Here is a 24886-nt window from a genome sequence, read left to right as displayed (position 1 = left end):
CCCCCGCCACCACCCGCACCGTTCCCTCCGCAACCTGCCGCCAGACACGTTCGCGGGTACGCGGTGCCAGATCGGAATGCCATTCGGCGGGCTTGGCGCCAAAACGGTCGTGGAACCGGTCGAGAAACTGCTGCGTCAGCGCGATTTCGGGCAGAAGAATCAGCACCTGCCTGCCCTGCTCGATCGCCTTGGCAACGGCCTCGAAATAAACTTCCGTTTTGCCAGATCCGGTCACACCGTCGAGCAGCGACACCGAAAAACAATCGGCTTCGACCGCCTCCGACAGCATTTCCGCCGCCGCCTGCTGGTCTTCCGAAAGCGTGGCGCGCGCATAGTCGATATCGGGCTTTGCCACCACGGCCGGCGGCGGCAGCATGACTTCCTCGAAGACGCCTTGCGCCTTCAGCCCGTCCACGACCGTCATCGAAACCCCCGCCGCATGGGCAAGGCCGGACCGGGTCCAGGCAAGCCCGTCGCGGGCAAGCTCCATCACCCGCGCGCGGGCCGCAGTCATGCGCTCTGGCATGCGCTCCGGCTCACAGCCGCGATAGCGAAGCCCTGGCACCGACGGTTCCGGATCGAAGGCGGCAGGCACGCGCAAAACCATGCGCGCCACCATGCCGGGCGGCGAAAGCGTGTAGTCGGCGGCCCAGCGCATGAAGCGCAGCATGTCGCCCCCCACCGGGGGGCAATCGAAGACCTCTGAAATCTCCCGCAATTTTCTGGCGTCGACCGCATCGGTCTCGCCCTCGCAGACGATCCCCGCCACTTGCCTTGGTCCCAAGGGCACGCGCACGATCGATCCGGGCTGGACGTTCATGCCCGGCGGAACCATATAAGAATAAGGCCGCTCCGCAGGCATGGGCACGAGCACGGGAACGACCCGTGGTGCGAGTTCTGGAAACAGACCAGACATGGGGTTTGCAATATCGTGCGAATCTTTCGACATGTTCGCGTGACCTTGGCGCGGCTTTGCGCTAAAGAAAAGCCACCTTCCGGGAATTCAATGGTTTTAAATTCCTCAAATCCACCCGCGCTCATTATGGAGGAACGCTGTTATGAAGTTTTTCGTGGACACTGCGGACGTCAAGGAAATCCGCGAGCTCAACGACCTCGGGCTGGTCGATGGCGTGACCACCAACCCGTCCCTCATCCTGAAATCGGGTCGTGACATTATCGAAGTGACCAAGGAAATCTGCAACATCGTCAAGGGCCCGGTTTCCGCCGAGGTTGCCGCGACTGAATATGAGCAGATGATGAAGGAAGCTGCCGTCATCGCCAAGATCGCTGACAATATCTGCATCAAGCTGCCTGTAACCCTTGACGGGTTGAAAGCCTGTAAGGCTCTGTCGTCTGACGGCCACAAGGTCAACATGACGCTCTGCTTCTCGGCCAATCAGGCGCTTCTGGCAGCCAAGGCGGGCGCGACCTTCATTTCGCCGTTCATTGGCCGTCTCGACGATACCGGCATCAACGGCATGGAACTGATTGCTGAAATCCGCACGATTTACGACAATTACGATTTCCGCACCGAAATTCTTGCCGCTTCGGTTCGCACCGTCAATCACGTCAAGGAAGCAGCCCTCATCGGCGCCGATGTCGTGACCGCGCCTCCGGCAACGCTGAAAGCGCTCGTCAAGCATCCGCTGACCGACAAGGGCCTTGAAACCTTCCTCGCCGACTGGGCGAAGACCGGCCAGAAGATCGCCTGATCGGCACCCCTTCAGTCACATGAAAAGCGGGCTCATCGGCCCGCTTTTTGTTTGCCTGCATTCCGGCTGAAACGCAAAAGGCGGCGCTGGAGCGCGCCGCCTTTTTGAGATTTCGCAAGTTGCTTAAATCAGAGCTTCGACATTTTCATCGCCAGAGCGAGATAGACCTGCTGCGCCAGTTCTTCAGCCGCGCGCTTGCGGGCATCGCGTTCGGCACGCAGGTTCGCGAACTCCTGGCGCGGACGGTCGAAGGATGCGCCAACCGTGCGGGTGCCGACAGCAAGCGGTTTGCCGTCCTTGTCGCGCAGCACGAAATTCGACGTCGCCTTGACGATACCCGCGGACGGGCGGCCCGTGCGGTCGGTATTGTCGCCAATGTCCACGCTCACCGCCGAAAGCGTGTAATTGCTCAGCCCAAGGCCCAGCCGATAGGTCGGGTTGGCCGGCTCGCCCGCGCCGCCGCCGAGCAGGAAGATCAGCTCGTTGCGCACCTGCTGGCCGAAAATATCGCCCGCCGGATCGATTGCCACCGAAGCAAGCTTGGTGCGCATGTCCGGCGTCACGCTGCTGCCGATGGCCCCGCCCGCCCCGCTTTTGGACGAATAAAGCGGCTGCACGGTGCATCCGGCCATCAGAACCGCAGCGCCCAATGCGAAAAACGCAACGCGGAAAGCCTTGATTGTGGAGAAAAAGCGGTCAGGCAACGACATTGACGATCCTTTGCGGCACCACGATAACCTTCTTCGGCGAGCCTCCATTGAGCGCAGCCTTGACGAAGTCAAGTTCGAGCACCGCCTGCTGGATGCTAGATTGATCAGCGTCGCGGGCGATTGTCAAATCCCCACGCTTCTTGCCGTTGATCTGGACCGGCAGGACGATCTCGTTTTCCACCACCAAAGCCGGATCGAAGACCGGCCAGGCGCTGCGGGCAACCAGCGTTTCGCGGCCGGCGATCCTGCCGCCCAGCGCCGCCAGGCACTGCTCGGCCAGATGCGGCATCATCGGCGCCAGCATCGCAATGAGCTTTTCGGTAGCGTCGCGGACAGCGCCCTTCAATGCGTCGTCCGCATTGCCGGAAGCCACCTGTTGCAGGGGCGCTGCAACCGTGTTGACCAGCTCGTAGAGGCGGGCGACACCGCGGTTGAAGGCAAGCTTCTCGATATCGTCGCCGACAGCCTTGACCGCCTTGTGCGCGGCCTTGGAAACGACGAGCGCCTCGCCCTCGGCACCGGCCTTGGGCGCAACATCCTGCAACTGTTCGGCGGCTTCGGCCACCAGACGCCAGACGCGCTGCACGAAGCGATGCGCGCCTTCGGCCCCGGCTTCCGTCCAGATCACGTCACGCTCGGGCGGCGAATCAGACAGCATGAACCAGCGCGCCGTATCGGCCCCGTAGGAAGCGATGATGTCATCGGGATCGACGACGTTCTTCTTCGACTTCGACATTTTCTCGATGGAGCCGATTTCCACCGGCGCGCCCGTCGAGAGCAGGGTCGCCACGCGCTTGCCGTCGGTTTCCTCGATGCGGATATCGGCAGGCGCCACCCACTGGCCGTTGGCCTTGTAGGTTTCGTGCACGACCATGCCTTGAGTGAACAGGCCCTTGAACGGCTCGTCGATGCCGACATGACCGGCAACCTTCATCGCGCGGGTGAAGAAACGCGAATAGAGCAGATGCAGGATCGCATGTTCGATGCCGCCGATATACTGATCGACCGGCAGCCAGTGATCGGCAACCGCGCGATCGGTCGGCTCGTTTTCCCAGGGGGCGGTGAAGCGGGCGTAATACCAGGACGAATCGACGAATGTGTCCATCGTGTCGGTTTCACGGCGCGCATCGGCGCCGCATTTCGGGCACTTCACATGGCGCCAGGTCGCATGGCGGTCGAGCGGATTGCCCGGACGGTCGAACTCGACGTCGTCCGGCAGCTTGACCGGCAAGTCGGCGCGCGGCACCGGATTGACGCCGCAGGTCTCGCAATGGATCATCGGGATCGGGCAGCCCCAGTAGCGCTGGCGCGAAATGCCCCAGTCGCGCAGGCGGAACTGCACCTTGCGGACCGCTTGCGGTTTGCCGTCGAGATCGGTCTTTTCCAGGCGGCTCGCCACCTCGTTGAAGGCGGCTTCCGGCGAAAGCCCATCGAGGAAGCGCGAATTGATCATCACGCCATCGTCGGTATAGGCCGTGTCGCCAATGCTGAAGCCTGCCGCATCCTCGCCCTTGGGCAGGACGACAGGCGTAACCTTCAGGCCATATTTGTTGGCGAAGTCGAGATCGCGCTGATCGTGCGCCGGACAGCCGAACACCGCGCCCGTGCCATATTCCATCAGAACGAAATTGGCGACATAGACCGGCAGTTCCCAGGTGTCGTCGAACGGGTGCCGGACTTTCACGCCGGTGTCGAAGCCCTTCTTCTCCGCCGTTTCAAGTGCTGCCAGCGACGTGCCCTGCTGATGGCATTCCTCGATGAAGCCTGCCAGTTCCGCATTGCCCGCCGACAATGTCTTCGCCAGCGGATGATCGGCGGAAATGGCCACGAAAGCCGCGCCGAACAGCGTGTCGGGGCGGGTCGTGTAGACCTCGATTTCAGAAAAACCATCCGGCGCCGTATTGCCGTCCAGCGCAAAGCGAACCTGCAGGCCTTCCGACTTGCCGATCCAGTTGCGCTGCATCAGGCGCACCTTTTCCGGCCACTGGTCGAGCGTGTCGAGACCGGCCAGCAACTCCTCGCTGAAATCGGTGATCTTGAAGAACCATTGCGTCAGCTCGCGCTGTTCGACCAGCGCGCCCGAACGCCAGCCGCGCCCGTCCACCACCTGCTCATTGGCAAGCACGGTGTTGTCGACCGGGTCCCAGTTGACCTTGGAGGTCTTGCGCGTCACCAGCCCCTTTTCGAAAAGGTCGATGAACAGCATCTGCTGGCGATGATAATATTCCACGTCGCAGGTCGCGAATTCGCGCGCCCAGTCGAGCGAAAGCCCCATCGATTTCAGCTGGCTGCGCATCGTGGCGATGTTCTGGTAGGTCCATTCCTTCGGATGAACCCTGTTCTGCATCGCCGCGTTTTCCGCAGGCATGCCGAATGCGTCCCATCCCATCGGATGAAGCACGTTGAACCCCTTGGCGCGCTTGTAACGGGCGACAACGTCCCCCATCGCATAGTTGCGCACATGGCCCATATGGATGCGCCCCGATGGATAGGGGAACATCTCCAGCACATAATATTTCTCGCGGCTGTCGCCATTGTCGGTTTCAAAAGTCCGGTCTTCTTCCCAGACTTTCTGCCAATGAGCTTCCGCCACGCGCGGATTATAACGTTCGGCTGCCATGACCGTATTTACTCGCACGAAGATGATGCAATAAGGAGAGTCGATATTTAATGGCGACCTTCACCACGTATTGGCGAAAGCGTCAACCTTTTGCGGATGAAAAGCCTGAAAGCGAGAGTTTCATGTCAGATATCGTCACGAACCTGAACACGGTCAAGGCCGCAATCGCTGAGGCCGAAAAGGAAGCGCGGCGCGACAAGGGGTCTGTTACGCTCGTCGCCGTGTCGAAAACCTTCGATGCGGAGGAAATCCGCCCGGCGCTCAATGCCGGCCAGCGCGTCTTCGGCGAAAACCGCGTGCAGGAAGCGCAAGGCAAATGGCCCGGCCTGCGCGAGGATTATTCCGGCATCGAACTCCATCTCATCGGCCCGCTGCAATCCAACAAGGCCGCCGATGCCGTTGCGCTCTTCGATGTCATCGAAACCGTCGACCGCGAAAAGATCGCCGTAGCCCTGGCAGCCGAAATCAGGAAGCAGAACAAGACCCCCAAACTCTATGTGCAGGTCAATACCGGGCTTGAAGAACAGAAGGCCGGCATCGCGCCGAAGGAAGCGGTCGCCTTTGTCGAGCGCTGCCGCAAGGAACACGGCCTCGCCATCGAGGGGCTGATGTGCATCCCGCCTGCGGACGAAAATCCGGGGCCGCATTTCGCGCTTCTGGAAAAGCTCGCCCGCGAAGCCGGCGTCGAAAAGCTTTCCATGGGCATGTCCGGCGATTATGAAACCGCCATCGGCTTCGGCGCGACATCGGTGCGCGTCGGCTCGGCGATTTTCGGCGGGCGCGCCTATTCAACACCGGCCTGATCGCGGGACTTGCGCGCCTGAAGCGCCGCAATCGCGCGGCTGTAGATCCAGGCGACCGACAGGGCGACGGCACATCCCAGCGTAATTTCGCCCAGCCGCGACAGGGCAAGCCACAATTCCTGCTCGCGCGTCTGGGCAGCACTCCCCGCATCCATGATGATGATCACCGTCGCCGGGGCAAGCCGCCAATTGGTCGGATAGTTGTCGATCATCACGACGAAGACGACCGTTATCGCGGCAGCAAGAAAACTGAGCACCGGTGAATAGCCGAAAAACCAGATCATCGCCATGCCCACGGCACAGCCGACGGCCGTGTTGAGCGCCCGCACACGGGCAAGCGACAGGGTGGTGTGAATGTCTGGATCGGAAACGATGAAAACCGTCATCACCGACCAGATCGGGTGCTCGATGCCCGCGCCGCGCAGCACGAACCATGAGATGATACACCCGATAAGGGTCTGGGAGGCATAATGCAGCGCCCTCCCCGGATGCGAAAAATGCACAAGCGCCATCTGGCCTTTCAGTTGCCTCCGTTTGAGAACACACGGAGCGCCCATCATAAGCAAATGGCCTTCATGCACAATCAGTGCAGCACGATTTCCCCTTGCACATTCCTCCAGTCCGAGGGGCCAAGCAGCCGGAAATGCGTGTAGCTGACCGAATGCAGCGGCCCGTCGATTTCCCGGTTCCAGAATTCGATGAAGTGATTGAGCACCGGAAAATCGGGCGCCAGATCATAGTCCTGCCAGACGAAAAGCTGCAGCAGATGCGGATGATCGGGCAAGTGATAGAAGACTTTCGCCGTCGTCAGGCCATAACCGGCAAGCTGGAGTTCGAAGGCGGACTTGGCATTCAAAGCGGACGTCGTCATGGCGATTTCCCCTTTTTGTGATGAGCCCTATTGTCAGGCCCATGAATAGGAGATAATCGCTCACAATGGTTTTTAAATAGTAAAAACAATATATTAGCACCAATTTCATGCGAGTGCTGCCAGTGACTGGCGCCAACGATGCGTCATTGTGGATCATGGACGCTCCGATTGTCTAATTTACCTTGCCCCCAATGGAAGGTAGACAGGGCTCGCGATGGTCCTGCCTTTCATGGCAGGCTGTCTCATCCGGCGGGAGGTGCCGGGCAGTTTTGGGTGCAGGATACGGGCGGGATGTCACTTTCCGGCTCGCGGAATGCAGAAGGAGGAAATCATGTCGGAAAAGCTTTACCCGGTTCTGGCCGAGGCAAAGAGAAACACGCTCATCGACAACGCAACCTATCTCGAATGGTATCAGGAGAGCGTGAGCGATCCGGATGGCTTCTGGGCAAAGCACGGACGGCGCATCGACTGGTTCAAGCCCTTCACCAAGGTCAAGAACACCGATTTCAACGGCGATGTCTCCATCAAGTGGTATGAGGACGGCGTCACCAACGTCTCCTATAATTGTATCGACCGCCACCTGAAAAGCCGCGGCGATCAGGTCGCCATCATCTGGGAAGGCGACAATCCCTATATCGACAAGAAGATCACCTATCGCGAACTCTATGAGAATGTCTGCCGCCTCGCCAATGTGCTGAAAAAGCATGGCGTGAAGAAGGGCGACCGCGTCACGATCTATCTGCCGATGATCCCTGAAGCGGCCTATGCGATGCTGGCCTGCGCGCGCATCGGCGCGGTGCACTCGGTCGTCTTCGCCGGTTTCTCGCCGGAGGCGCTGGCCGGTCGTATCGTGGACTGCGAATCCACCTTCGTCATCACGGCCGATGAAGGCGTGCGCGGCGGCAAGCCGGTTCCGCTGAAGGAAAACACCGATACCGCCATCGACATCGCCGCCAAGCAATATGTGATGGTCAACAAGGTTCTCACCGTGCGCCGCACCGGCGGCAAGGTGAGCTGGGGTCCGGGCCGCGACCTGTGGTACCATCAGGAGGTCGCAAGCGTCGAACCGACCTGCGACCCGGAGCCGATGAATGCGGAAGACCCGCTCTTCATCCTCTACACTTCCGGCTCGACCGGAAAGCCGAAGGGCGTGCTGCACACCACCGCCGGCTACCTCGTCTATGCATCGATGACGCATCAATATGTCTTCGACTATCATGATCGCGACATCTACTGGTGCACGGCGGATGTGGGCTGGGTGACGGGCCACTCCTATATCGTCTACGGCCCGCTCGCCAATGGCGCGACGACGCTGATGTTCGAAGGCGTGCCCAACTTCCCCGATCAGGGCCGTTTCTGGGAAGTGGTCGACAAGCATCACGTCAACATCTTCTATACCGCGCCGACGGCCATCCGCGCGCTGATGGGCGCGGGCGATGAATTCGTCACCCGTTCGTCGCGCTCGACGCTTCGCCTGCTCGGTTCGGTCGGCGAGCCGATCAACCCGGAAGCCTGGGAATGGTATTACAATGTCGTCGGAGACCAGCGCTCCCCGATTGTCGATACATGGTGGCAGACGGAAACCGGCGGCATTCTCATCACGCCGCTGCCCGGCGCAACCGACCTGAAGCCGGGTTCTGCAACGCGCCCCTTCTTCGGCATCAAGCCGGAACTGGTGGATAATGAAGGCGCCGTCGTTGAAGGCGCGGTGGACGGCAATCTCTGCATCATTGATTCGTGGCCGGGCCAGATGCGCACGCTCTACGGCGATCACAAGCGCTTCATCGACGCCTACTTCTCGACCTACAAGGGCAAGTATTTCACCGGCGATGGCTGCCGCCGCGACGAGGACGGCTATTACTGGATCACGGGCCGCGTCGACGACGTGCTCAACATTTCCGGCCATCGCCTCGGCACGGCGGAAATCGAATCGGCGCTTGTCTCGCATCACTCGGTTTCGGAAGCCGCCGTTGTGGGCTATCCGCACCCGATCAAGGGACAGGGCATCTATTGCTATGTCACGCTGATGACCGGCGAGACCGTCCATGACGAAGAAGCCCTGCGCAAGGAGCTGACCCAGCACGTGCGCAAGGAAATCGGCCCCATCGCGACACCGGACAAGATCCAGTTTGCGCCGGGCCTGCCAAAGACCCGTTCGGGCAAGATCATGCGCCGCATCCTGCGCAAGATCGCCGAAGACGAGTTCAGCGCACTGGGCGACACCTCGACGCTGGCCGATCCGGGCGTCGTGGACGACCTGATCGAAAATCGCCAGAACAAGAAATGACAAACGAAAGGCCGGGAAATTCCCGGCCTTACTGCTTTGAAAACACCCTGCCCTCCTCATCCTGAGGAAGCGTCCTGAGCTTGCCGAAGGACGCTGTCTCGAAGGATCGTCCTTCGACACGGTGCTGCGCACCGGCTCAGGATGAGGGCGTTGCGGCGTTTCGCGTCAGGGCTAAAAGTTTGGTGAGATTTTCGTTCCTGCGCGCCGAAAATCGTGGTCTTCGAGAACCGGAGCGGAGTGTACTTCCAGCATAGTCCCGAAAAGTTGCAGACTTTTCGGATAAAACTATGCGTTAAAGAAAGATATATGAGCCGCGGCAAGCGCAGAAGAACGCGATTTGCAGGCCGCAGGAGCGGAAATATCCCAAACTTTTCAGAAGTCGATCGACCTACCCTTGATCTCCCAGTCACCATAACGGGCGGGATCTTTTCCGCCGCGACCGCCGATTTCGCGGGGTGCGTCGTCTGCCTTTTCGGCGGCGCGGCGCGCCTCGGCTTCCTTCAAGGCGCGCTGGGCGGCAGGCGGCAGGTCTTCGAACGTGCGCTTGTCCACGTTTTCCGGGGCTTTGGTTGCGTCGGTTTTCTCGCTCATCGATCACATTCCTGTTGGCTGCATCTGCTCCCATTATTGAAGCGAAGCCTGTTCATACCCATCATATAGGCAGAAAGGCTTGCCGTGCAAAACCGTTTGACGGGCAATTGCCAGATTTGGAGACTGCCACGGATGAATATGACGAAAACTGCCATGCTGATCGCCCTCATGACGGTGATGTTCATGAGCATCGGCTATTTGCTGGGCGGCGGCGGCGGCATGATGATCGCGCTTGCGATTGCGGTCGCCATGAACCTGTTCGGCTACTGGAACTCCGACAAGATGGTACTGCGCATGTACAATGCGCAGGAAGTGGATGAGCGCAGCGCGCCCGACTATTACCGCATGGTGAGTGGCCTTGCCGCCAATGCGGGCCTGCCGATGCCGAAGGTCTACATCATCCATGAAGACCAGCCGAATGCTTTCGCCACGGGCCGCAACCCGGAAAACGCCGCTGTTGCCGCCACGACCGGCCTCCTCAACCGGCTTTCGCCGGAAGAAGTTGCGGGCGTGATGGCGCATGAGCTGGCGCATGTCCAGAACCGCGACACGCTGACCATGACCATCGTGGCAACGCTTGCAGGCGCCATATCCATGCTCGGCAATTTTGCTTTCTTCCTCGGCGGCAACCGCGAGAACGGCAATGGCATCATGGGCGTCGTCGGCACGCTTCTCGCCATGATCGTCGCGCCCTTCGCCGCGATGATCGTGCAGATGGCGGTGAGCCGCACCCGCGAATATGCAGCCGACCGGCGCGGCGCGGAAATCTGCGGCAATCCGCTGTGGCTTTCCTCGGCGCTGGGCAAGATCGCGCGTGGCGCCAAGGTCATCCCGAACGAGGAAGCCGAACACAACCCGGCGACCGCGCATATGTTCATCATCAATCCGTTGAGCGGGCGCGGCGCGGACAATCTTTTCTCGACGCACCCGGATACCGACAACCGCATTGCCGCACTGGAACAGATGGCCGCCCAAATGGGCATCCGCTCGGCCGGAATGGCGCCGCGTGCCGCTGCCCCTTCACAAAACAGTGGTCCCTGGGGGCAAAGAAGTGGTAATGCAGGCGGCAACAGCAATGGCGGTTCCGGTTATCGGGGGCCGTGGTCGTAAATAAAGAAGAATAGTGTGAACGATAAAAAACCCGCGCCGAAGCGTGGAAACAAGAAGCCGCAAACCAACAACAACACTGCGGATCTGCGCCCCGGTCTGGCGGCGCGTTTGTGTGCGGCCCGCCTTCTGGGCGCGGTGATCGAAAAGAACACCTCGCTCGACGGCCTGACCGACAATACCCACGGCCATCCGCAATATCTGGCGCTGGAGCCGCGCGACCGCGCGCTGGTTCGCGCCATTCTGGGTTCTGCGCTGCGCAATCGCGGCAGCATCGAACGCGCCATCAACAAGCGGCTCGACCGGCCATTGCCGGAAAATGCCGTGGCGCTGAAACATCTTCTGCATGTCGCCATCGCCCAGATTTTCTATCTCGACCTGCCCGACCATTCGGCGGTCGATCTGGCGGTGGAAGCGGCGAACAGTGATCCGCGCAATCGCAAATATGCCGGTCTCGTCAATGCGCTGCTGCGGCGTCTGTCGCGCAACAAGGAACGCGCTCTGGCGCATACATTGCAGCCGGAAACCCCAGAAACCAGTAATGTGCCGGAATGGTTTGCCAAAAGCATCACCGACGCCTATGGCGCACAAAAAGCAGCAGCCATTCTCGCCATGCACGCCTATGAGCCGCCGATCGATTTCACGGTCAAGGGCGATGCAAAGGCATGGGCCGAAAAACTCGGCGGCGTGGCGCTGCCCAACGGTTCGGTGCGCCTGCAAACGGTCGAAGGCAATCTCACCGACCTGCCCGGCTTTGCCGAAGGCGACTGGTGGGTGCAGGATGTGGCGGCCAGCCTGCCTGCCCGCCTGATGGGCGATATCAAGGGCAAACGGGTTGCCGACCTGTGCGCCGCCCCCGGCGGCAAGACGGCGCAGCTTGTGCTTCAGGGCGCGGATGTGACCGCGCTCGACCTGTCCGAAAACCGGCTGAAGCGCCTCAACGGCAATCTGGAACGGCTTGGTTTCGAGGCGAAGACCGTCGCCACCAATCTGATGGATTTCCAGCCGGATGAATTGTTCGACGCCGTGCTTCTGGATGCGCCCTGCTCGTCCACCGGCACGGTGCGCCGTCACCCGGATGTGCCATGGACCAAGACGCCGCAGGACATTGCAAAACTTGCAGAACTTCAGGGCAAGCTTCTGGCGCATGCGGCCACGCTGGTCAAACCCGGCGGCGTGATCGTCTTTTCCAACTGTTCGCTGCATCCGCTCGAAGGCGAGGAAATGGCGCGCAAGGCGGCGGACAATCCGCTGCTGGAGCCTTTCCCGATCACGGAGCAGGATTGTCCCGGTCTTGAAGGGCTGGTGACGGCGGAAGGCTTTTTGCGGTCTACGCCCGCAGACCTGCCGCCGGATCGTTTTGACGGCAATCCGCAGATGGCCGGCATGGACGGCTTCTTCGCCGCCCGCTTCAAGCGCGTATAAAACCGCTCAATGCGTATTTTGACATAACGGACGCATTTTCCGTCCGTTATGGTTAACGCTCGATTCACCATTTCTGTACAATTGTATCAAAGGACACCGGCTGTTCGATTTGGCCGCAGGATAATGACAAACGATACGGAGAAAGACCGGGTGGCAGTCGCCCTCAGCGAAACCCCACATCTTTGGGGACTGGCCGTTGCACAGGCTTGGCGCAAATTCAGCCGCCGTCTGCGCATGGGGCCGCTTTATCGCTGGCGCTTCACCGGCTTTACCCCGGACCGTATCCTGATCGCCCCACCCGATCTGCGCGTCGCCGACCCGCAACTGGCGCAGGAATTCTATCACGGCCGCTTTGCGCTGGCGGGCCGGCTGGTCGAAACCGGCGGATTGTCGCCCTTCGCGGTCGAGCCGCCGACGCCGGAATGGGAAGCGGCCCTTCACAGTTTCGGCTGGCTGCGTCATCTCAAAAGCGCCAACAGCGAACTGGCCACCGCCAATGCGCGTGCGCTCGTGGACGACTGGATGCGCATGTTCGGCAGGCGCATCGGCGGCATTGCCTGGGCGCCGGAAGTCACCGCCCAGCGCATCATCGCCTGGCTGCAACATTCCAACCTCATCCTGTCGGGTGCGGAACTGCCCGCCTATCGCAAGTTCATGCGCGCGCTCGCCATGCAGGTGCGTTACCTGCGCACCGTCGCCGCCGCCATGGATGACGGTGATGAACGCCTGCGCGCCCGCATCTCTCTTGCCTTCGCAGCGCTTGCCCTGCCTGTTTCGCCGCCGACGGCCCGCGCAGCAAGGCGCAATCTGGAATATGAGCTGAAACGCCAGATCCTGCCGGATGGCGGGCATATCTCGCGCAATCCGGTCACGGTGCTGGAACTTCTGGCCGATCTTCTGCCGCTGCGCCAGACCTATGCCAATGGCACCGAATCCCCGCCCAAGGCGCTGATCGAAGCCGTCGAGCGCATGTTGCCTGCGCTGCGTTTCTTCCGCCATCAGGACGGCAGCCTCGCGCTTTTCAACGGCGTCGGCCCCACCATGCCGGAACGCATCATTTCGGTTCTGCGGCACGATGAAACTGCCGGATCGCCGCTGACCCACGCGCCCTATTCGGGCTATGAGCGGCTGTCGATGGGGTCCACCACCATCATCGCCGATACCGGACTGCCGCCGCCCGTCACCGCATCGCGGGACGCCCATGCCGGTTGTCTCGCCTTTGAAATGTCCTCCGGGCGCCAGCGCTATATCGTCAATTCCGGCATCGACCGTTTCGGCCCGCCGGAATTTCGTCCATTGGGCCGCTCGACGGCTGCGCATTCCACCGCCACGATCAACGACACCTCCTCATGCCGTTTCAGCCTCAATGCGGGCCTTTCCAACATGATCGGCACGCCGATCATTGCAGGCCCCACCCGCGTGCAGCGCGACCGGATCGAGGAAATGGGACGGCAGGGTTTCGTCGCCAGCCATGACGGCTATGCGCGCCTGTTCGGCATCTATCACGAACGTCGCCTCGTGCTGTCGCATAATGGCAGCGTCATCCAGGGCGCCGACCGCTTCTATCGCGGCGATGGCCGTCCGTTGAAGGCCAACGGGCGCGACAATATTGCCGTGCGTTTCCACCTGCATCCCTCGGTCGATATTTCCTTCGATGAGAACGGATTGATCGTCCTCTCGGCGGATCGCGACGACACCTGGGTCTTTTCCTGCTTTGAAGTTGCGCCGCAACTGGAAGATTCGATCTTCTTCGCGGGCTTCCGCGGCCCCGTGACATCGAAGCAGATCGTGCTCTCCTTCCCCGCTTCCGACCTGCCGGAAGTGAACTGGCAGTTCAGCCGCGTCGCGCTTGGCAGTTACGTATAAAGTTCAGATTGGTCTTTTGCGGTAGGATTCTCGGCGCGGCTGTGTTAGGGCGAGCCGTCCACTTTCCTGAACGCATCCGTTTCAGCAACGAAGAGACCAACTCCCTATGGCTGTCAGCTCCAAGCATATTCCCGCTCCCGATCTTCATCGGGTGCGCCGCGCCCTCCTTTCCGTTTCCGACAAAACCGGCCTGATCGATTTCGCCAAGGCACTTCATGCCCATGACGTCGAAATCCTCTCGACCGGCGGCACCGCCAAGTCGATTGCCGCAGAAGGCATTCCGGTGAAGGACGTGTCCGAAGTCACCGGTTTTCCGGAAATCATGGACGGGCGCGTCAAGACGCTGCATCCGGCAGTCCATGGCGGTCTGCTCGCCGTGCGCAACGACCCGGAACACGTCGCGGCCATGGAAGCACACGGCATTGGCGGCATCGATCTTGCCGTTATCAATCTCTATCCGTTCGAGGAAGTCCGCTTCCAGGGCGGCGACTACGACACCACCGTCGAGAATATCGACATTGGCGGCCCGGCGATGATCCGCGCTTCGGCCAAGAACCATGCCTATGTCGCAACGGTCGTCGACCCTGCCGATTATACGGAAGTTGTGGCCGAACTGGAAAAGCATTCCGGCTCCCTGCCGCTCGCCTTCCGCAAAAAGCTTGCCGCCAAGGCCTTTTCGCGCACGGCAGCTTATGATGCGGCGATTTCCAACTGGTTTGCCGAGGCAATCAACGAAGAAACGCCGACCTATCGCTCGGTCGCAGGCAAGCTGCATTCCATCATGCGCTACGGTGAAAATCCACACCAGACGGCTGGCTTTTATCTCACCGGCGAAAAGCGCCCCGGCGTCGCCACCGCGACCCAGCTTCAGGGCAAGCAGCTTTCCTACAACAACATCAACGACACCGATGCGGCTTTCGAGCTGGTGGCGGAGTTTGATCCGGCCCGCACCGCAGCCGTCGCCATCATCAAGCACGCCAATCCGTGCGGCGTGGCGGAAGCCTCCACCATCAAGGAAGCCTACCTCAAGGCGCTCGCCTGCGACCCGGTTTCAGCCTTTGGCGGCATCGTCGCGCTCAACAGGACGCTCGATGAGGAAGCGGCTGAAGAGATCGTGAAAATCTTCACCGAAGTCATTATCGCGCCGGATGCCACCGAAGGCGCACAGGCCATCGTCGCAGCCAAGAAAAACCTGCGTCTGCTCGTCACCGGCGGCCTGCCGGACCCGCGCGCCAAGGGCATTGCCGCCAAGACGGTTGCCGGCGGCCTGCTGGTCCAGTCGCGCGACAATGGCGTGGTCGACGATCTCGACCTCAAGGTTGTGACCAAGCGCGCGCCGACCGAGGCCGAACTCAACGATCTGAAATTCGCCTTCCGCGTCGGCAAGCATGTGAAGTCGAACGCCATCGTCTATGTGAAGGATGGCGCAACGGTCGGCATCGGCGCAGGCCAGATGAGCCGCGTGGATTCGGCCCGCATCGCAGCCCGCAAGGCTGAAGATGCTGCCGAAGCCGCCGGTCTTGCAGAGCCGCTCACCAAGGGCTGCGTGGTCGCTTCCGATGCGTTCTTCCCGTTTGCCGACGGGCTTTTGTCCGCCGTTCAGGCTGGCGCAACCGCCGTCATCCAGCCGGGCGGCTCCATGCGCGACGACGAAGTGATTGCCGCCGCCGACGAACATGGCATCGCCATGGTGATGACCGGCATGCGCCACTTCCGCCACTAAATCCTTGTAAACCACAGATTTATCGAGGCCCCGGAACCAACCGTTCCGGGGCCTTCGTTTAGATCGGTTCTGATCCTAGCGGAATCCCGGAACCGATCTATCTCTTTGTTTTTTCGCATTATCCTACGCAAAACCGCTTCGCACTTTTGCTGGAAATGCTCTATTTTGAGTTTCACATTCTTTCGTTTACATTCGCTTTGAACAGATTTGGAGGAGCCTGCCCATGACGCAGTTTATCGGTTCCATCGACCAGGGAACCACGAGTTCGCGTTTCATCATTTTCGACAGGCAGGGCGATATCGTCGCGAGCGACCAGCGCGAACATGAGCAGATTTACCCCAAAGCGGGCTGGGTCGAACACAATCCGGTGGAAATCTGGCGCAACACGCAGCAGGTCATTGCCGCCGCGCTCAAAAAGGCAAATCTGAAGGCAAGCGACATCGCTTCCGTCGGCATCACCAACCAGCGCGAAACCACGCTTCTCTGGGACAGGAAGACCGGCGCGCCGCTTTATAACGCAATCGTCTGGATGGATACGCGCACCGACGAACTCGTCGCCCGTTACACGAAGGAGGGCGGCGCAGGCCGCCTGCGCGAAAAGACGGGCCTACCGATCTCGACCTATTTTTCCGGCCTCAAGCTGCGCTGGATACTCGATCACGTTCCGGGTGCGCGTGAAAAAGCCGAAGCGGGCGATGCGCTTTTCGGGACCGTCGATACATGGCTTGCCTGGAATCTCACCGGCGGTGCTGAGGGCGGCATTCACATCACCGATGTGACCAATGCCTCCCGCACCCAGCTTATGGATCTTGCGACGCTGCAATGGGACGCGGATATTCTTCGCCTGTTCGATATTCCACCGGCCTGCCTGCCGGAAATCCGCTCTTCCAGCGAGGTCTATGGCGCAATCACCCTGCCCGCGCTTTCCGGCGTCAAGCTGGCGGGCATTCTGGGCGACCAGCAGGCGGCGCTCTTCGGTCAGGCCTGCCTGGAACCGGGCGAAGCCAAGAACACCTATGGCACCGGCTGCTTCATGCTGATGAATACGGGCGAGAAACTGGTGCCCTCCAATTTTGGCCTGCTGACCACGGTTGCCTACAAGCTTGGCGACGCGAAGCCCGCCTATGCGCTGGAAGGGTCGATCGCCATCACCGGCGCCCTGGTGCAGTGGCTGCGCGACAATCTCGGCATCATCAGGAACAGCGGCGACATCGAAACGCTGGCCCGCACCGTCGAAGACAATGGCGACGTCTATTTCGTTCCTGCCTTTTCCGGCCTTTATGCGCCGCACTGGCAGGATTCCGCGCGCGGCATCATCGCCGGTCTCACCCGCTTCGCCAACAAGGGCCATATTGCGCGCGCAGCACTTGAGGCGAGCGCCTATCAGGTGCGCGAAGTGCTGGACGCGATGGTCAAGGATTCCGGCGTCGAGATCACGGAACTGCGCGCCGATGGCGGCATGACCGTCAACGAGCTGCTCATGCAGTTCCAGTCCGACATTCTGGACGTGCCGGTGGTGCGCCCGAAAATTATCGAGACGACGGCGCTGGGCGCGGCCTATGCGGCGGGGCTTGCCGTCGGCTACTGGAAATCCACGCAGGACATCGTGGAAAACTGGCAGGTGGGCCAGCGCTGGCACCCGCGCATGCCGGTGGAGGAAAGCACGCGCCTGTTCCGCTCATGGGAAAAGGCCGTGCAGCGTTCGCTCGGCTGGATCGAGTAAAGCCGGTTCGGCAATCATGGCCTGTCGGCGGGATAAGGCGTCATTGCGATCAGCGCCAGACCGATGGCAAAGAACATCACCAGCACCGACATGCCAAGCGCTGCCGATCCGCTGAGCGCCGTAATCGTCGCCACCAGAAAGGGTCCGAGGAAGCTGGTGGCGCGTCCGGCCAGCGCATAAATGCCGAAATAGCGGCCCGATTCCTCCGGCTTGATGCTGCGGGCGAACCATGATCGCGACGAGGCCTGAACCGGGCCGAAGGCCGCACCGATCATCAGACCATAGATGAGATAGGCATGTTCCGCCGGGCTGGAGAACAGCCCGCCCGCCGGCGCGGATGCAAAAGGCATCAGGCCGAACAGGGTATAATCGCGCCCGGTCGAAACAATGCCGATGGAAGCCAGCAGCAGAAGCAGAAGCGAGACCATGACCACGATCTTGGAACCGACCCGCGTGTCGAAGCGGCTTGCGACCAGACAGCTGAAAATGGCCATGACATTCATCACCATGCCGAAAAGCCCGATCTCGGTGATCGTCCAGCCGAACAGGGCCGCCGCATAGCCCGCGCCGAGCGCCAGCGTGGCATTGACGCCATCCTGATAGATCATGCGCGCCACAAGAAAGCGGACGAGCCCGGACCGCCTGCGCGCCTCCGTCAGGGTCCGCTTGAGTTCGGCAAAACCGGAACGCAGCGCCTTGCGCAAAGGCTCGCCCCGTTCCGCATCGGGCGTGAACAGAAACATCGGCAGGATGAAGACAAAATACCACAATGCAGCCAGCGGCCCGGTAATGCGCGCATCCTCGCCCTGGGCCGGATCGAGCCCGAACAGCGGCTTCATGCCGATGATGGTTGTGCCGGTTTCGGGCGAAGCCGCCAGACACAGCACCACGAAGATCAGCACGATCATGCCGCCCAGATAGCCTAGCCCCCAGGCAATGTTGGAGACGCGCCCGATATCCTTGCCCGGCACCAGACGCGGCATCATGGAATCGTTGAAGACGATGGAAAACTCTGCCGCGACCATGGCAACCGAAAACGCGCACAGCACCCAGAACAGGTTTGCGCCCGGAACGGCGAACCACAGGAGGCAGAGGCCGGTAATCTTCAGCACCGCGAAGAAGGCGATTCAGGGCTTGCGCGCGCCGGTCCGGTCGGCCACCGCCCCCAGGATCGGCGAAAGCACGGCGATCACAAGGCCGGCGGCGGCAAAACCATAGCCCCATGCCACCTGCCCGGCTTCAGGGTTTTCCGCCATGCGGGAGATGAAATAGGGCCCGAAAATGAAAGTGGTGACGACGGTGAAGAACGGCTGCGCCGCCCAGTCAAAGAATATCCAGCCCCATATGCCACGCCGCGAGGCATGGCCGCGGGCATCCGCAACCTGTTCGCTCAATTGCTCTTTCCTTCCCCCCGGATCAGAAGCCGTTTCCGATAGAGCGCATCCCGAAAAGTGTGAAACGGTTTTCGGAAAAGATGCGCGGTTCAAACAAATGATTAGAGCGCCGATCTGATCCGATCAGATCGAAATGCGCTCTAACACCGGCCAGTCCGTCGGATGCTTCTTTTGAAGCGGAGCTTATAACCTGAAACGCAGGTTCAAAAGAAACAAAAAGGGCGACCGAAGCCGCCCTTTGAGCAAAATTGCATCGTTTTCCTATTGCGCCAGATCGGACATCAGCCCCGCCGCAACCGCCAGCCGCGAGACGGTCAGATCGCCGCCTTCCGTCAGCGCCACCATGCGGTTCTTCACCTGCTCGATGCGCGCGCCATCGGCTGCAAACCAGGCTGCCGCCGGGTCCTTCTCCTTGGCAAAGCGCTTGAGCGCCGCAATGGTGATGCCGCGCGCGGCCTGCGTGATCGTATCGCTTGCCCGCGACAGCGCCAGCCCGTCATAATAATCCGTGACGGGGATGGAGCGCGCGGCTTCCTCGATGCGGCCGATGCGGAAGGCTTCCGAAACGCTGAAATAGGTCTTGGCGGTGACCACCCGGTCGGCGCCGGCCAGATGCGCGATCAGCGCGATATCCGGCATGATGCCCGCAAGCTGAAGATTGGCAAGACGCCCTGCCAGCTTTTCCGGCGCGCCCTTTTCCACGAAGGCGGCCTTGTCGGCCTGTAGCGCGCTCTTCAGATATTCCGGCATCAGGCCGTCGAAACGCGGCTCCAGTTCGGCGCGGGCGCGGGTGATCGTATCCACCAGCTCCGTCAGGTTGGCGCGGGTCGTGTCGTTGCGCAGCACCCAGGCCGTCGTCGCCTGCAGCATTTCGCCGACGAGATGGTAGAACTGGTTCTGCACATCGCCCGGCACCTTGTTGTCGAGCGCATCGATGGCATCATAGATCGTGTCGATGTCGAAACCGTCACGCACCGCCACATAGGCGCGGACGATATCGGCAGGCGACTTGCCGGTCGTATCGGCCAGACGGCTGATGAAGGTGATGCCGCCGCGATTGATGACATCGTTTGCGAGCAACGTCGCGACGATCTCGCGGCGCAGACGATGGCTGGAAATTTCCTCCGCATAGGTTTTCACCATGCGTTTCGGGAAATAGCCCATCAGCAGCGACTGGAAGTAAGGCTCGTCCGGGAGCTTGCTTGCCACCAGATCATCCGACAGCGACAGCTTCGCATAGGCGAGCAGAACCGCCAGTTCCGGGCGGGTCAGCGGCTGGCCTGCCTTCTGGCGTTCGGCCAGAAGCGCATCGGACGGCAGATATTCGACCTTGCGGTCGAGAAGCTTGCGGTTTTCCAGCTCCGCCATGAAGCGCGCCTGATAGGGCAGCTCCGCCAGTCCCTGACGCTCGCTCAGCGAAAGCGCCAGCGGTTGCAGATAGTTGTTGCGCAGGACCAGTTCCGACACATCCTCGGTCATGCTGGTGAGAAGCTTGTTGCGCGCCGGGCGCTTGAGCTTGCCCGAACGCATGGCGGCGGCCAGCGCGATCTTGATATTGACCTCGACGTCCGAGCAGTTGACGCCGGCCGAATTATCGATGGCATCCGTATTGCCGCGTCCGCCTGCCAGCGCATATTCGATGCGCCCGCGCTGGGTCACGCCGAGATTTGCGCCTTCGCCGATCACGCGCGCGCCCACTTCCGAGCCGGTGATGCGGATCGCATCATTGGCGCGGTCGCCCACCTGCGCATCCGCTTCGGCGGAGGAGCGGATATAGGTGCCGATACCGCCGAACCAGAGAAGATCGACCTTCGATTTGAGGATCGCGGTCATGATTTCCTGCGGCGTGCCGGAGGTCTTGCCAAGGCCGATGGCCGCGGCTGCTTCCGGCGAGAGCGTAATCGTCTTCTGGCTGCGGCTATAGATGCCGCCGCCCGCCGAAAGCCTGGAGCGGTCATAATCCTGCCAGCTCGAACGCGGCAGGTCGAACAGGCGCTTGCGCTCGGCAAAACCATCGGCTGGAACCGGGTTCGGATCGATGAATATATCGCGATGGTCGAACGCCGCCACCAGTTTGATCTGCTCGGAAAGCAGCATGCCGTTGCCGAACACATCGCCCGACATGTCGCCCACACCGGCAACCGTGAAAGGCTCGCTCTGGATATCCATGTCGAGTTCGCGGAAATGCCGCTTCACGGCCTCCCACGCGCCGCGCGCGGTGATGCCCATGCCCTTGTGGTCGTAACCGGCGGAACCGCCGGATGCGAAGGCATCGTCCAGCCAGAAATCATGCGCCTGGCTGATGGCATTGGCCGTATCGGAGAAGGTGGCCGTGCCCTTGTCGGCGGCAACGACGAAATAAGGATCGTCATTGTCATGGCGCACGACACCCGCCGGCGGCACGACATGGCTGTCCTCGATATTGTCGGTGACCGACAGAAGCGTGGAGATGAACACCTTGTAGGCGTCGCGACCGGCTTCGAACACCGCGTTGCGGTCCCCGCCGACCGGCAGGCGCTTCGGATAGAAGCCGCCCTTGGCGCCGACCGGCACGATCACCGCATTCTTGACCTGCTGCGCCTTCACCAGCCCCAGCACTTCGGTGCGATAATCCTGCGCGCGGTCCGACCAGCGCAGACCGCCGCGGGCGACAGCGCCGAAGCGCAGGTGCACGCCTTCCACTTCCGGCCCATAGACGAAGATTTCGCGATAGGGGCGCGGGTCCGGCAGGCCTTCGACGAGGCGCGGATTGAGCTTGAAGGCAAAGGTGACGCGCGGCTTGCCGTCGGCATCCGGCTGATAGGCATTGGTGCGCAGCGTCGCTTCGACCAGATTGCGGAAACGGCGCAGAATCTGGTCGTCATCGATGCTCGGCACGCCCAGCAATGCGGTTTCGATGGCATCGACCAGCTTCTTTTCAGCCGCATCGCGCCGCTTGGCCGAAGGGTTGAAGCGCAGGTCGAACAGCGCATAGAGATCGCTGGCGATTTCCGGATAACGATTGAGCGCTGCCGCGATGAAGCCTTGCGAATAGGCAATGCCCGCCTGTTGCAGATAGCGCCCATAGGAACGCAGGATCATGATCTTGCGTGCCGAAAGCCGCGCGGTCTGCACCAGCGCGTTATAGCCGTCATTGTCGGCCAGACCGTCCCACACATTGCGGAACACATCTTCCAGCATCTCGCCATCGTCGGAAAGATCGACGGCGGAGCCATAGGCATTCACCAGCTGCATGTCGTGCACGAAAACGGCAGCCCCGTCCTTGCCGGCATGCGGCAGGTCGATGGTCTGCTCGCTGACGACGCGGAAGCCCATGTTTTCCAGAAGCGGCACACGCTGCGACAGCACAACCGGCGCACCGTGATGATAAAGCTTCAGCGAAACCGCATCGGGACCATCGGTGCGATAACGATAGAAATCCACGAAAAGCGGCGTCTCGGCGCTAAGGCCTGCGATGCGCTCGGCATCGACGAGCGCTTCCGGCGCGGTGAAGATTTCGCGATAGGACGGCGGAAAGCTCGCGGCAAGCGCAACGGTCTTTGCGTCGGCGCTGTCCGAGCTTTCCCGCACCGCATCGTCCCATGTGCGCACGATGGCGCGCACTTCAGCCTCCAGCGCTTCGCGATCCACATGCGGCGTGGAGCGTTCATGACGGCGGATGACGAACTGCACGCGCGTCAGGCCGTTTTGCAGGAAGACCGGATGGAACTCGAAACTGTCGCCGCCATAGACGTCGACCAGATAATGCCCGATCTTCTCACGCACGACCGAGTCGTAACGGTCACGCGGGATATAGACCAGCACGGTGGCGAAACGGCCAAAACGGTCGAGACGCGGCACGGCGCGCACACGCGGACGTTCGCCCAACGCCAGGATCAGTTCGGCATTGGCCGTCAGGCTTTCCACATCGATCTGGAAAAGCTCGTCACGCGGATATTCCTCCAGCACATTGATGAGCGCCTTGCCCGAATGGTCCTCGCGGTTGAAGCCCAGATGCTTGATGACCGCATCGGCCTTGGAACGGATGAAGGGAATGCCCGCGACCGAACTCGTATAGGCAACCGAGGTGAAGAGGCCGACAAGGCGCAGTTCGCCGATGGCTTCGCCCTTCGGCCCGAAAATCTTCACGCCGACATAATCGAGATAGGAGCGGCGATGCACCAGCGACAGCGAATTCGCCTTGGTGACGATCAGCGGCTCGCTGCTGTCGAGGAATTCCGTCACCTCGCGCGGCGTCACCGTGTCGTCGTCATCCTTGCGCAGGACGCGCACCTCGTGATCGTTGAGGATGCCCAGCGTTTCCTTGACCGGCACCAGCTCGCGCTTGTCGCCCTTGCCCTTGAAGGTCAGTTCGCGAAGCCCGAGGAAGATGAAACGATCGTCGCGCAGCCATTCGAGAAACGCGATTGCTTCCGGCAGGGCCGGGTCGCCCGTCATTTCGGAAACGCGCTTGTAATCGGCGATGGCGCCATCGAGGCGCTTCAACATCGGCTTCCAGTCGCTGACGGCAGAGCGAACCTGTCCAAGCACGCGCTTGATGGCGGCGGTCAGGTCGGCCTTGGCCTGCTTGTCGAGGGCTGGAAGATGAATCTGTACCAGGCTGACGCGCTCAACGCCCTTGGCAGGCGCAAGCTGCGATGCTTCGCCCAGAATGACGAGATCGTCCTTTTCGCGCGCAATATCCAGAACCGGATGCACGACCATGAAAATCCGGCTGGCATGGTCGTTCAGCTCACCCATGATGGAATCGAGTAGGAACGGCATATTGTCATTGACGATGGTGATGACGCTGACGGGGCGGCCCTGGCGTTCGATACCGTTATCGACGCTGATGATGCTCTTGCCCTTGCGCCAGGTATCAAGCGCTGCATAACCGTGACGGGCTGAACCGTCGAGGGCGGCGGCATCGTAGGCGGCCAGATCTTCCGGTGGCGCCCATTCGAAGAGAAGCTGCGAAAAGGCTGCAAGCGCCTTCGACTGTCCTCCCTTCTTCTCCTCCCTGCTTGCCTTCGAACCTTTAACCTTGCTCGACCGATCCTGCTTTGCAGTCACGTCGGATACTCCTGTCATGATGGCAATGCGCGCCAAATTAGCAGATTGGGCATCCGTTTCGATGGTAATTCGCTGAAAATAACGAAAAAGTTCCCCAAAAGTCAGAAAAACCGCATTTAACCCATTCAGTTTGGAACAAAACTTCGAAAACTTCCCGCGAAGTTTCGGATTATGCCAGCGAATTTCACCGCCGGGCGCAAAGCCCCCGGCAAAGAAAGCGCGCTTCGCCACATTTCAGACTAAAGTTGCAGATGATTCTAGGGACGATAGACCGTCACAACTCGATCAGATGATCGTCGAGTTCGTTCACATTGTCCGGCCCCGCCGGAAAATGCTTCTCCAGCAAAAGCCCGGCCTGACCGATCGCCAGCACGAAGCCTTCGGCCACCTGCGCGCGCGAGGCATGATGGGTGAGCGTCGCGACGATTGCGTTCCATTCGTCCTGTTCGACACGCGCATGGATGCCCGCATCGGCGATCACCTCGGCATAATGCTCGGCCATCGAGACGAACAGCAGAATGCCGGTGCGGTGCTCCGTAATATGCACATTGCGCGCCAGAAACTGTTGCAGCGCATTGAGATGGGCGCGCTTGTAACGGATGCGGCGCGGCACCAGCAGCATGCGGATGGCCGGAAAGACCCAGAGCACCAGCATTGCGGTCAGAAATGCCGCCAGCACCGCAAGACCGAACATGGGCAGGCGGATATCGATCCAGTACCAGTGCGCGAGAAAGGCCGCGATCACCGAGGCGATCAGGATGCCGCAGGTCGCGACAAAGCCCGCCGCGAAGAAATAGTCGTCGCTGGAGCGCGCCAGAACGGCATAGAATTCGCCGCTGGTCTCGGCTTCCGCCTTGCGGATGGCCTCGGCAATGCGGGCATGGTCCTCGGCGCCAATCAGCGTGTGATGCTTCATCCTTGCCTCTCCCTACCAGCTGCCCGAGGCGCCGCCGCCTCCCGATGAGCCGCCCCCGCCGGAAAAACCGCCGCCGCCCCAGCTTC

The 24886-nt window shown here is 61.0% G+C and carries 16 protein-coding genes and 1 pseudogene; 8 read left to right on the top strand and 9 right to left on the bottom strand.

Annotated elements, in window-relative coordinates; all coding sequences use genetic code 11:
* Window positions 1-949, bottom strand: a 949-nt coding sequence (locus AVM02_RS12230; RefSeq protein ID WP_411507219.1) for a DEAD/DEAH box helicase, incomplete at its 3' end; no start/stop codon positions are given.
* A 109-nt stretch (window positions 950-1058) separates the two neighbouring features.
* Between AVM02_RS12230 and fsa the strand changes: the two genes are divergently transcribed.
* Window positions 1059-1712, top strand: a complete 654-nt coding sequence (fsa, locus tag AVM02_RS12225; protein ID WP_061347966.1) for a fructose-6-phosphate aldolase — start codon at window positions 1059-1061, stop codon at window positions 1710-1712.
* 128 nt (window positions 1713-1840) lie between these two features.
* Here fsa and lptE read toward each other — a convergent pair whose 3' ends face one another.
* On the bottom strand, window positions 1841-2422 hold the full coding sequence (gene lptE / locus AVM02_RS12220) for an LPS assembly lipoprotein LptE (RefSeq protein ID WP_411507218.1): 582 nt from the start codon (window positions 2420-2422) through the stop codon (window positions 1841-1843).
* Window positions 2409-5042, bottom strand: a complete 2634-nt coding sequence (gene leuS / locus AVM02_RS12215; RefSeq protein ID WP_411507217.1) for a leucine--tRNA ligase — start codon at window positions 5040-5042, stop codon at window positions 2409-2411. Before leuS ends, lptE begins: the two co-directional genes overlap by 14 nt.
* 122 nt (window positions 5043-5164) lie before the next feature.
* On the opposite strand from leuS, the gene AVM02_RS12210 reads away from it, so the two are divergent.
* Complete coding sequence (locus tag AVM02_RS12210) at window positions 5165-5845, top strand: YggS family pyridoxal phosphate-dependent enzyme (protein ID WP_411507216.1); 681 nt, start codon at window positions 5165-5167, stop codon at window positions 5843-5845.
* Here the strand turns inward: AVM02_RS12210 and AVM02_RS12205 are convergent.
* Window positions 5827-6357 carry an FUSC family protein gene (locus tag AVM02_RS12205; RefSeq protein WP_411507215.1) on the bottom strand — a complete coding sequence of 177 codons (531 nt, stop codon included), beginning with the start codon at window positions 6355-6357 and terminating at the stop codon, window positions 5827-5829. The two genes, AVM02_RS12210 and AVM02_RS12205, sit on opposite strands and share 19 nt — an antisense overlap.
* Before the next feature lie 71 nt (window positions 6358-6428).
* Window positions 6429-6716 carry an usg protein gene (locus tag AVM02_RS12200; RefSeq protein ID WP_006471250.1) on the bottom strand — a complete coding sequence of 96 codons (288 nt, stop codon included), beginning with the start codon at window positions 6714-6716 and terminating at the stop codon, window positions 6429-6431.
* 331 nt (window positions 6717-7047) lie between these two features.
* Between AVM02_RS12200 and acs the strand changes: the two genes are divergently transcribed.
* A complete protein-coding gene (gene acs / locus AVM02_RS12195; RefSeq protein ID WP_411507214.1) occupies window positions 7048-9003 on the top strand; it encodes an acetate--CoA ligase in 1956 nt (651 codons plus the stop codon).
* Between the two features lie 372 nt (window positions 9004-9375).
* On the opposite strand, the gene AVM02_RS12190 is transcribed toward acs, so the two are convergent.
* Entirely contained in the window at window positions 9376-9594 is a 219-nt protein-coding gene (locus tag AVM02_RS12190) for a DUF1674 domain-containing protein (protein ID WP_411507213.1), read from the bottom strand.
* A gap of 132 nt (window positions 9595-9726) precedes the next feature.
* Here AVM02_RS12190 and htpX point away from each other — a divergent pair, with 132 nt between their 5' ends.
* The 5 genes from htpX (at window position 9727) to glpK (ending at window position 17438) form a co-directional block, all read left to right on the top strand.
* Window positions 9727-10704 (top strand): zinc metalloprotease HtpX, encoded by a 978-nt coding sequence (htpX, locus tag AVM02_RS12185; RefSeq protein ID WP_411507212.1) that lies wholly within the window; start codon window positions 9727-9729, stop codon window positions 10702-10704.
* Between the two features lie 15 nt (window positions 10705-10719).
* Window positions 10720-12126 (top strand): RsmB/NOP family class I SAM-dependent RNA methyltransferase, encoded by a 1407-nt coding sequence (locus AVM02_RS12180; protein WP_411507211.1) that lies wholly within the window; start codon window positions 10720-10722, stop codon window positions 12124-12126.
* A gap of 123 nt (window positions 12127-12249) precedes the next feature.
* On the top strand, window positions 12250-13992 hold the full coding sequence (locus AVM02_RS12175; protein WP_411507210.1) for a heparinase II/III family protein: 1743 nt from the start codon (window positions 12250-12252) through the stop codon (window positions 13990-13992).
* Between the two features lie 106 nt (window positions 13993-14098).
* Window positions 14099-15715, top strand: coding sequence for a bifunctional phosphoribosylaminoimidazolecarboxamide formyltransferase/IMP cyclohydrolase (gene purH / locus AVM02_RS12170; RefSeq protein WP_411507209.1), 1617 nt, complete (start codon window positions 14099-14101; stop codon window positions 15713-15715).
* Between the two features lie 223 nt (window positions 15716-15938).
* On the top strand, window positions 15939-17438 hold the full coding sequence (glpK, locus tag AVM02_RS12165; protein ID WP_411507208.1) for a glycerol kinase GlpK: 1500 nt from the start codon (window positions 15939-15941) through the stop codon (window positions 17436-17438).
* Window positions 17439-17452: 14 nt separating this feature from the next.
* Here the strand turns inward: glpK and AVM02_RS12160 are convergent.
* The 3 genes and pseudogenes from AVM02_RS12160 to AVM02_RS12150 all read right to left on the bottom strand — a co-directional run bounded on the left by AVM02_RS12160 (window position 17453) and on the right by AVM02_RS12150 (window position 24800).
* Window positions 17453-18832 (bottom strand): annotated as a pseudogene (locus AVM02_RS12160) (MFS transporter).
* A gap of 261 nt (window positions 18833-19093) precedes the next feature.
* Complete coding sequence (locus AVM02_RS12155) at window positions 19094-23884, bottom strand: NAD-glutamate dehydrogenase (protein WP_411507220.1); 4791 nt, start codon at window positions 23882-23884, stop codon at window positions 19094-19096.
* Between the two features lie 274 nt (window positions 23885-24158).
* On the bottom strand, window positions 24159-24800 hold the full coding sequence (locus tag AVM02_RS12150; protein WP_411507207.1) for a TPM domain-containing protein: 642 nt from the start codon (window positions 24798-24800) through the stop codon (window positions 24159-24161).
* Window positions 24801-24886: the final 86 nt, after the last annotated feature.

It is taken from the genome of Brucella anthropi (assembly GCF_046630315.1).
Classification (GTDB): domain Bacteria; phylum Pseudomonadota; class Alphaproteobacteria; order Rhizobiales; family Rhizobiaceae; genus Brucella; species Brucella anthropi_A.
Note: the sequence above shows the minus strand (reverse complement) of the source record. Positions and strands in the feature narration are given on the sequence as shown.

Bases quoted from the DNA above. Each gene is read 5' to 3' on its own strand.
- fsa (WP_061347966.1), top strand. From the start codon at position 1,059: ATGAAGTTTTTCGTGGACACTGCGGACGTCAAGGAAATCCGCGAGCTC.
- lptE (WP_411507218.1), bottom strand. From the start codon at position 2,422: ATGTCGTTGCCTGACCGCTTTTTCTCCACAATCAAGGCTTTCCGCGTT.
- leuS (WP_411507217.1), bottom strand. From the start codon at position 5,042: ATGGCAGCCGAACGTTATAATCCGCGCGTGGCGGAAGCTCATTGGCAG.
- AVM02_RS12210 (WP_411507216.1), top strand. From the start codon at position 5,165: ATGTCAGATATCGTCACGAACCTGAACACGGTCAAGGCCGCAATCGCT.
- AVM02_RS12205 (WP_411507215.1), bottom strand. From the start codon at position 6,357: ATGGCGCTTGTGCATTTTTCGCATCCGGGGAGGGCGCTGCATTATGCC.
- AVM02_RS12200 (WP_006471250.1), bottom strand. From the start codon at position 6,716: ATGACGACGTCCGCTTTGAATGCCAAGTCCGCCTTCGAACTCCAGCTT.
- acs (WP_411507214.1), top strand. From the start codon at position 7,048: ATGTCGGAAAAGCTTTACCCGGTTCTGGCCGAGGCAAAGAGAAACACG.
- AVM02_RS12190 (WP_411507213.1), bottom strand. From the start codon at position 9,594: ATGAGCGAGAAAACCGACGCAACCAAAGCCCCGGAAAACGTGGACAAG.
- htpX (WP_411507212.1), top strand. From the start codon at position 9,727: ATGAATATGACGAAAACTGCCATGCTGATCGCCCTCATGACGGTGATG.
- AVM02_RS12175 (WP_411507210.1), top strand. From the start codon at position 12,250: ATGACAAACGATACGGAGAAAGACCGGGTGGCAGTCGCCCTCAGCGAA.
- purH (WP_411507209.1), top strand. From the start codon at position 14,099: ATGGCTGTCAGCTCCAAGCATATTCCCGCTCCCGATCTTCATCGGGTG.
- glpK (WP_411507208.1), top strand. From the start codon at position 15,939: ATGACGCAGTTTATCGGTTCCATCGACCAGGGAACCACGAGTTCGCGT.
- AVM02_RS12150 (WP_411507207.1), bottom strand. From the start codon at position 24,800: ATGAAGCATCACACGCTGATTGGCGCCGAGGACCATGCCCGCATTGCC.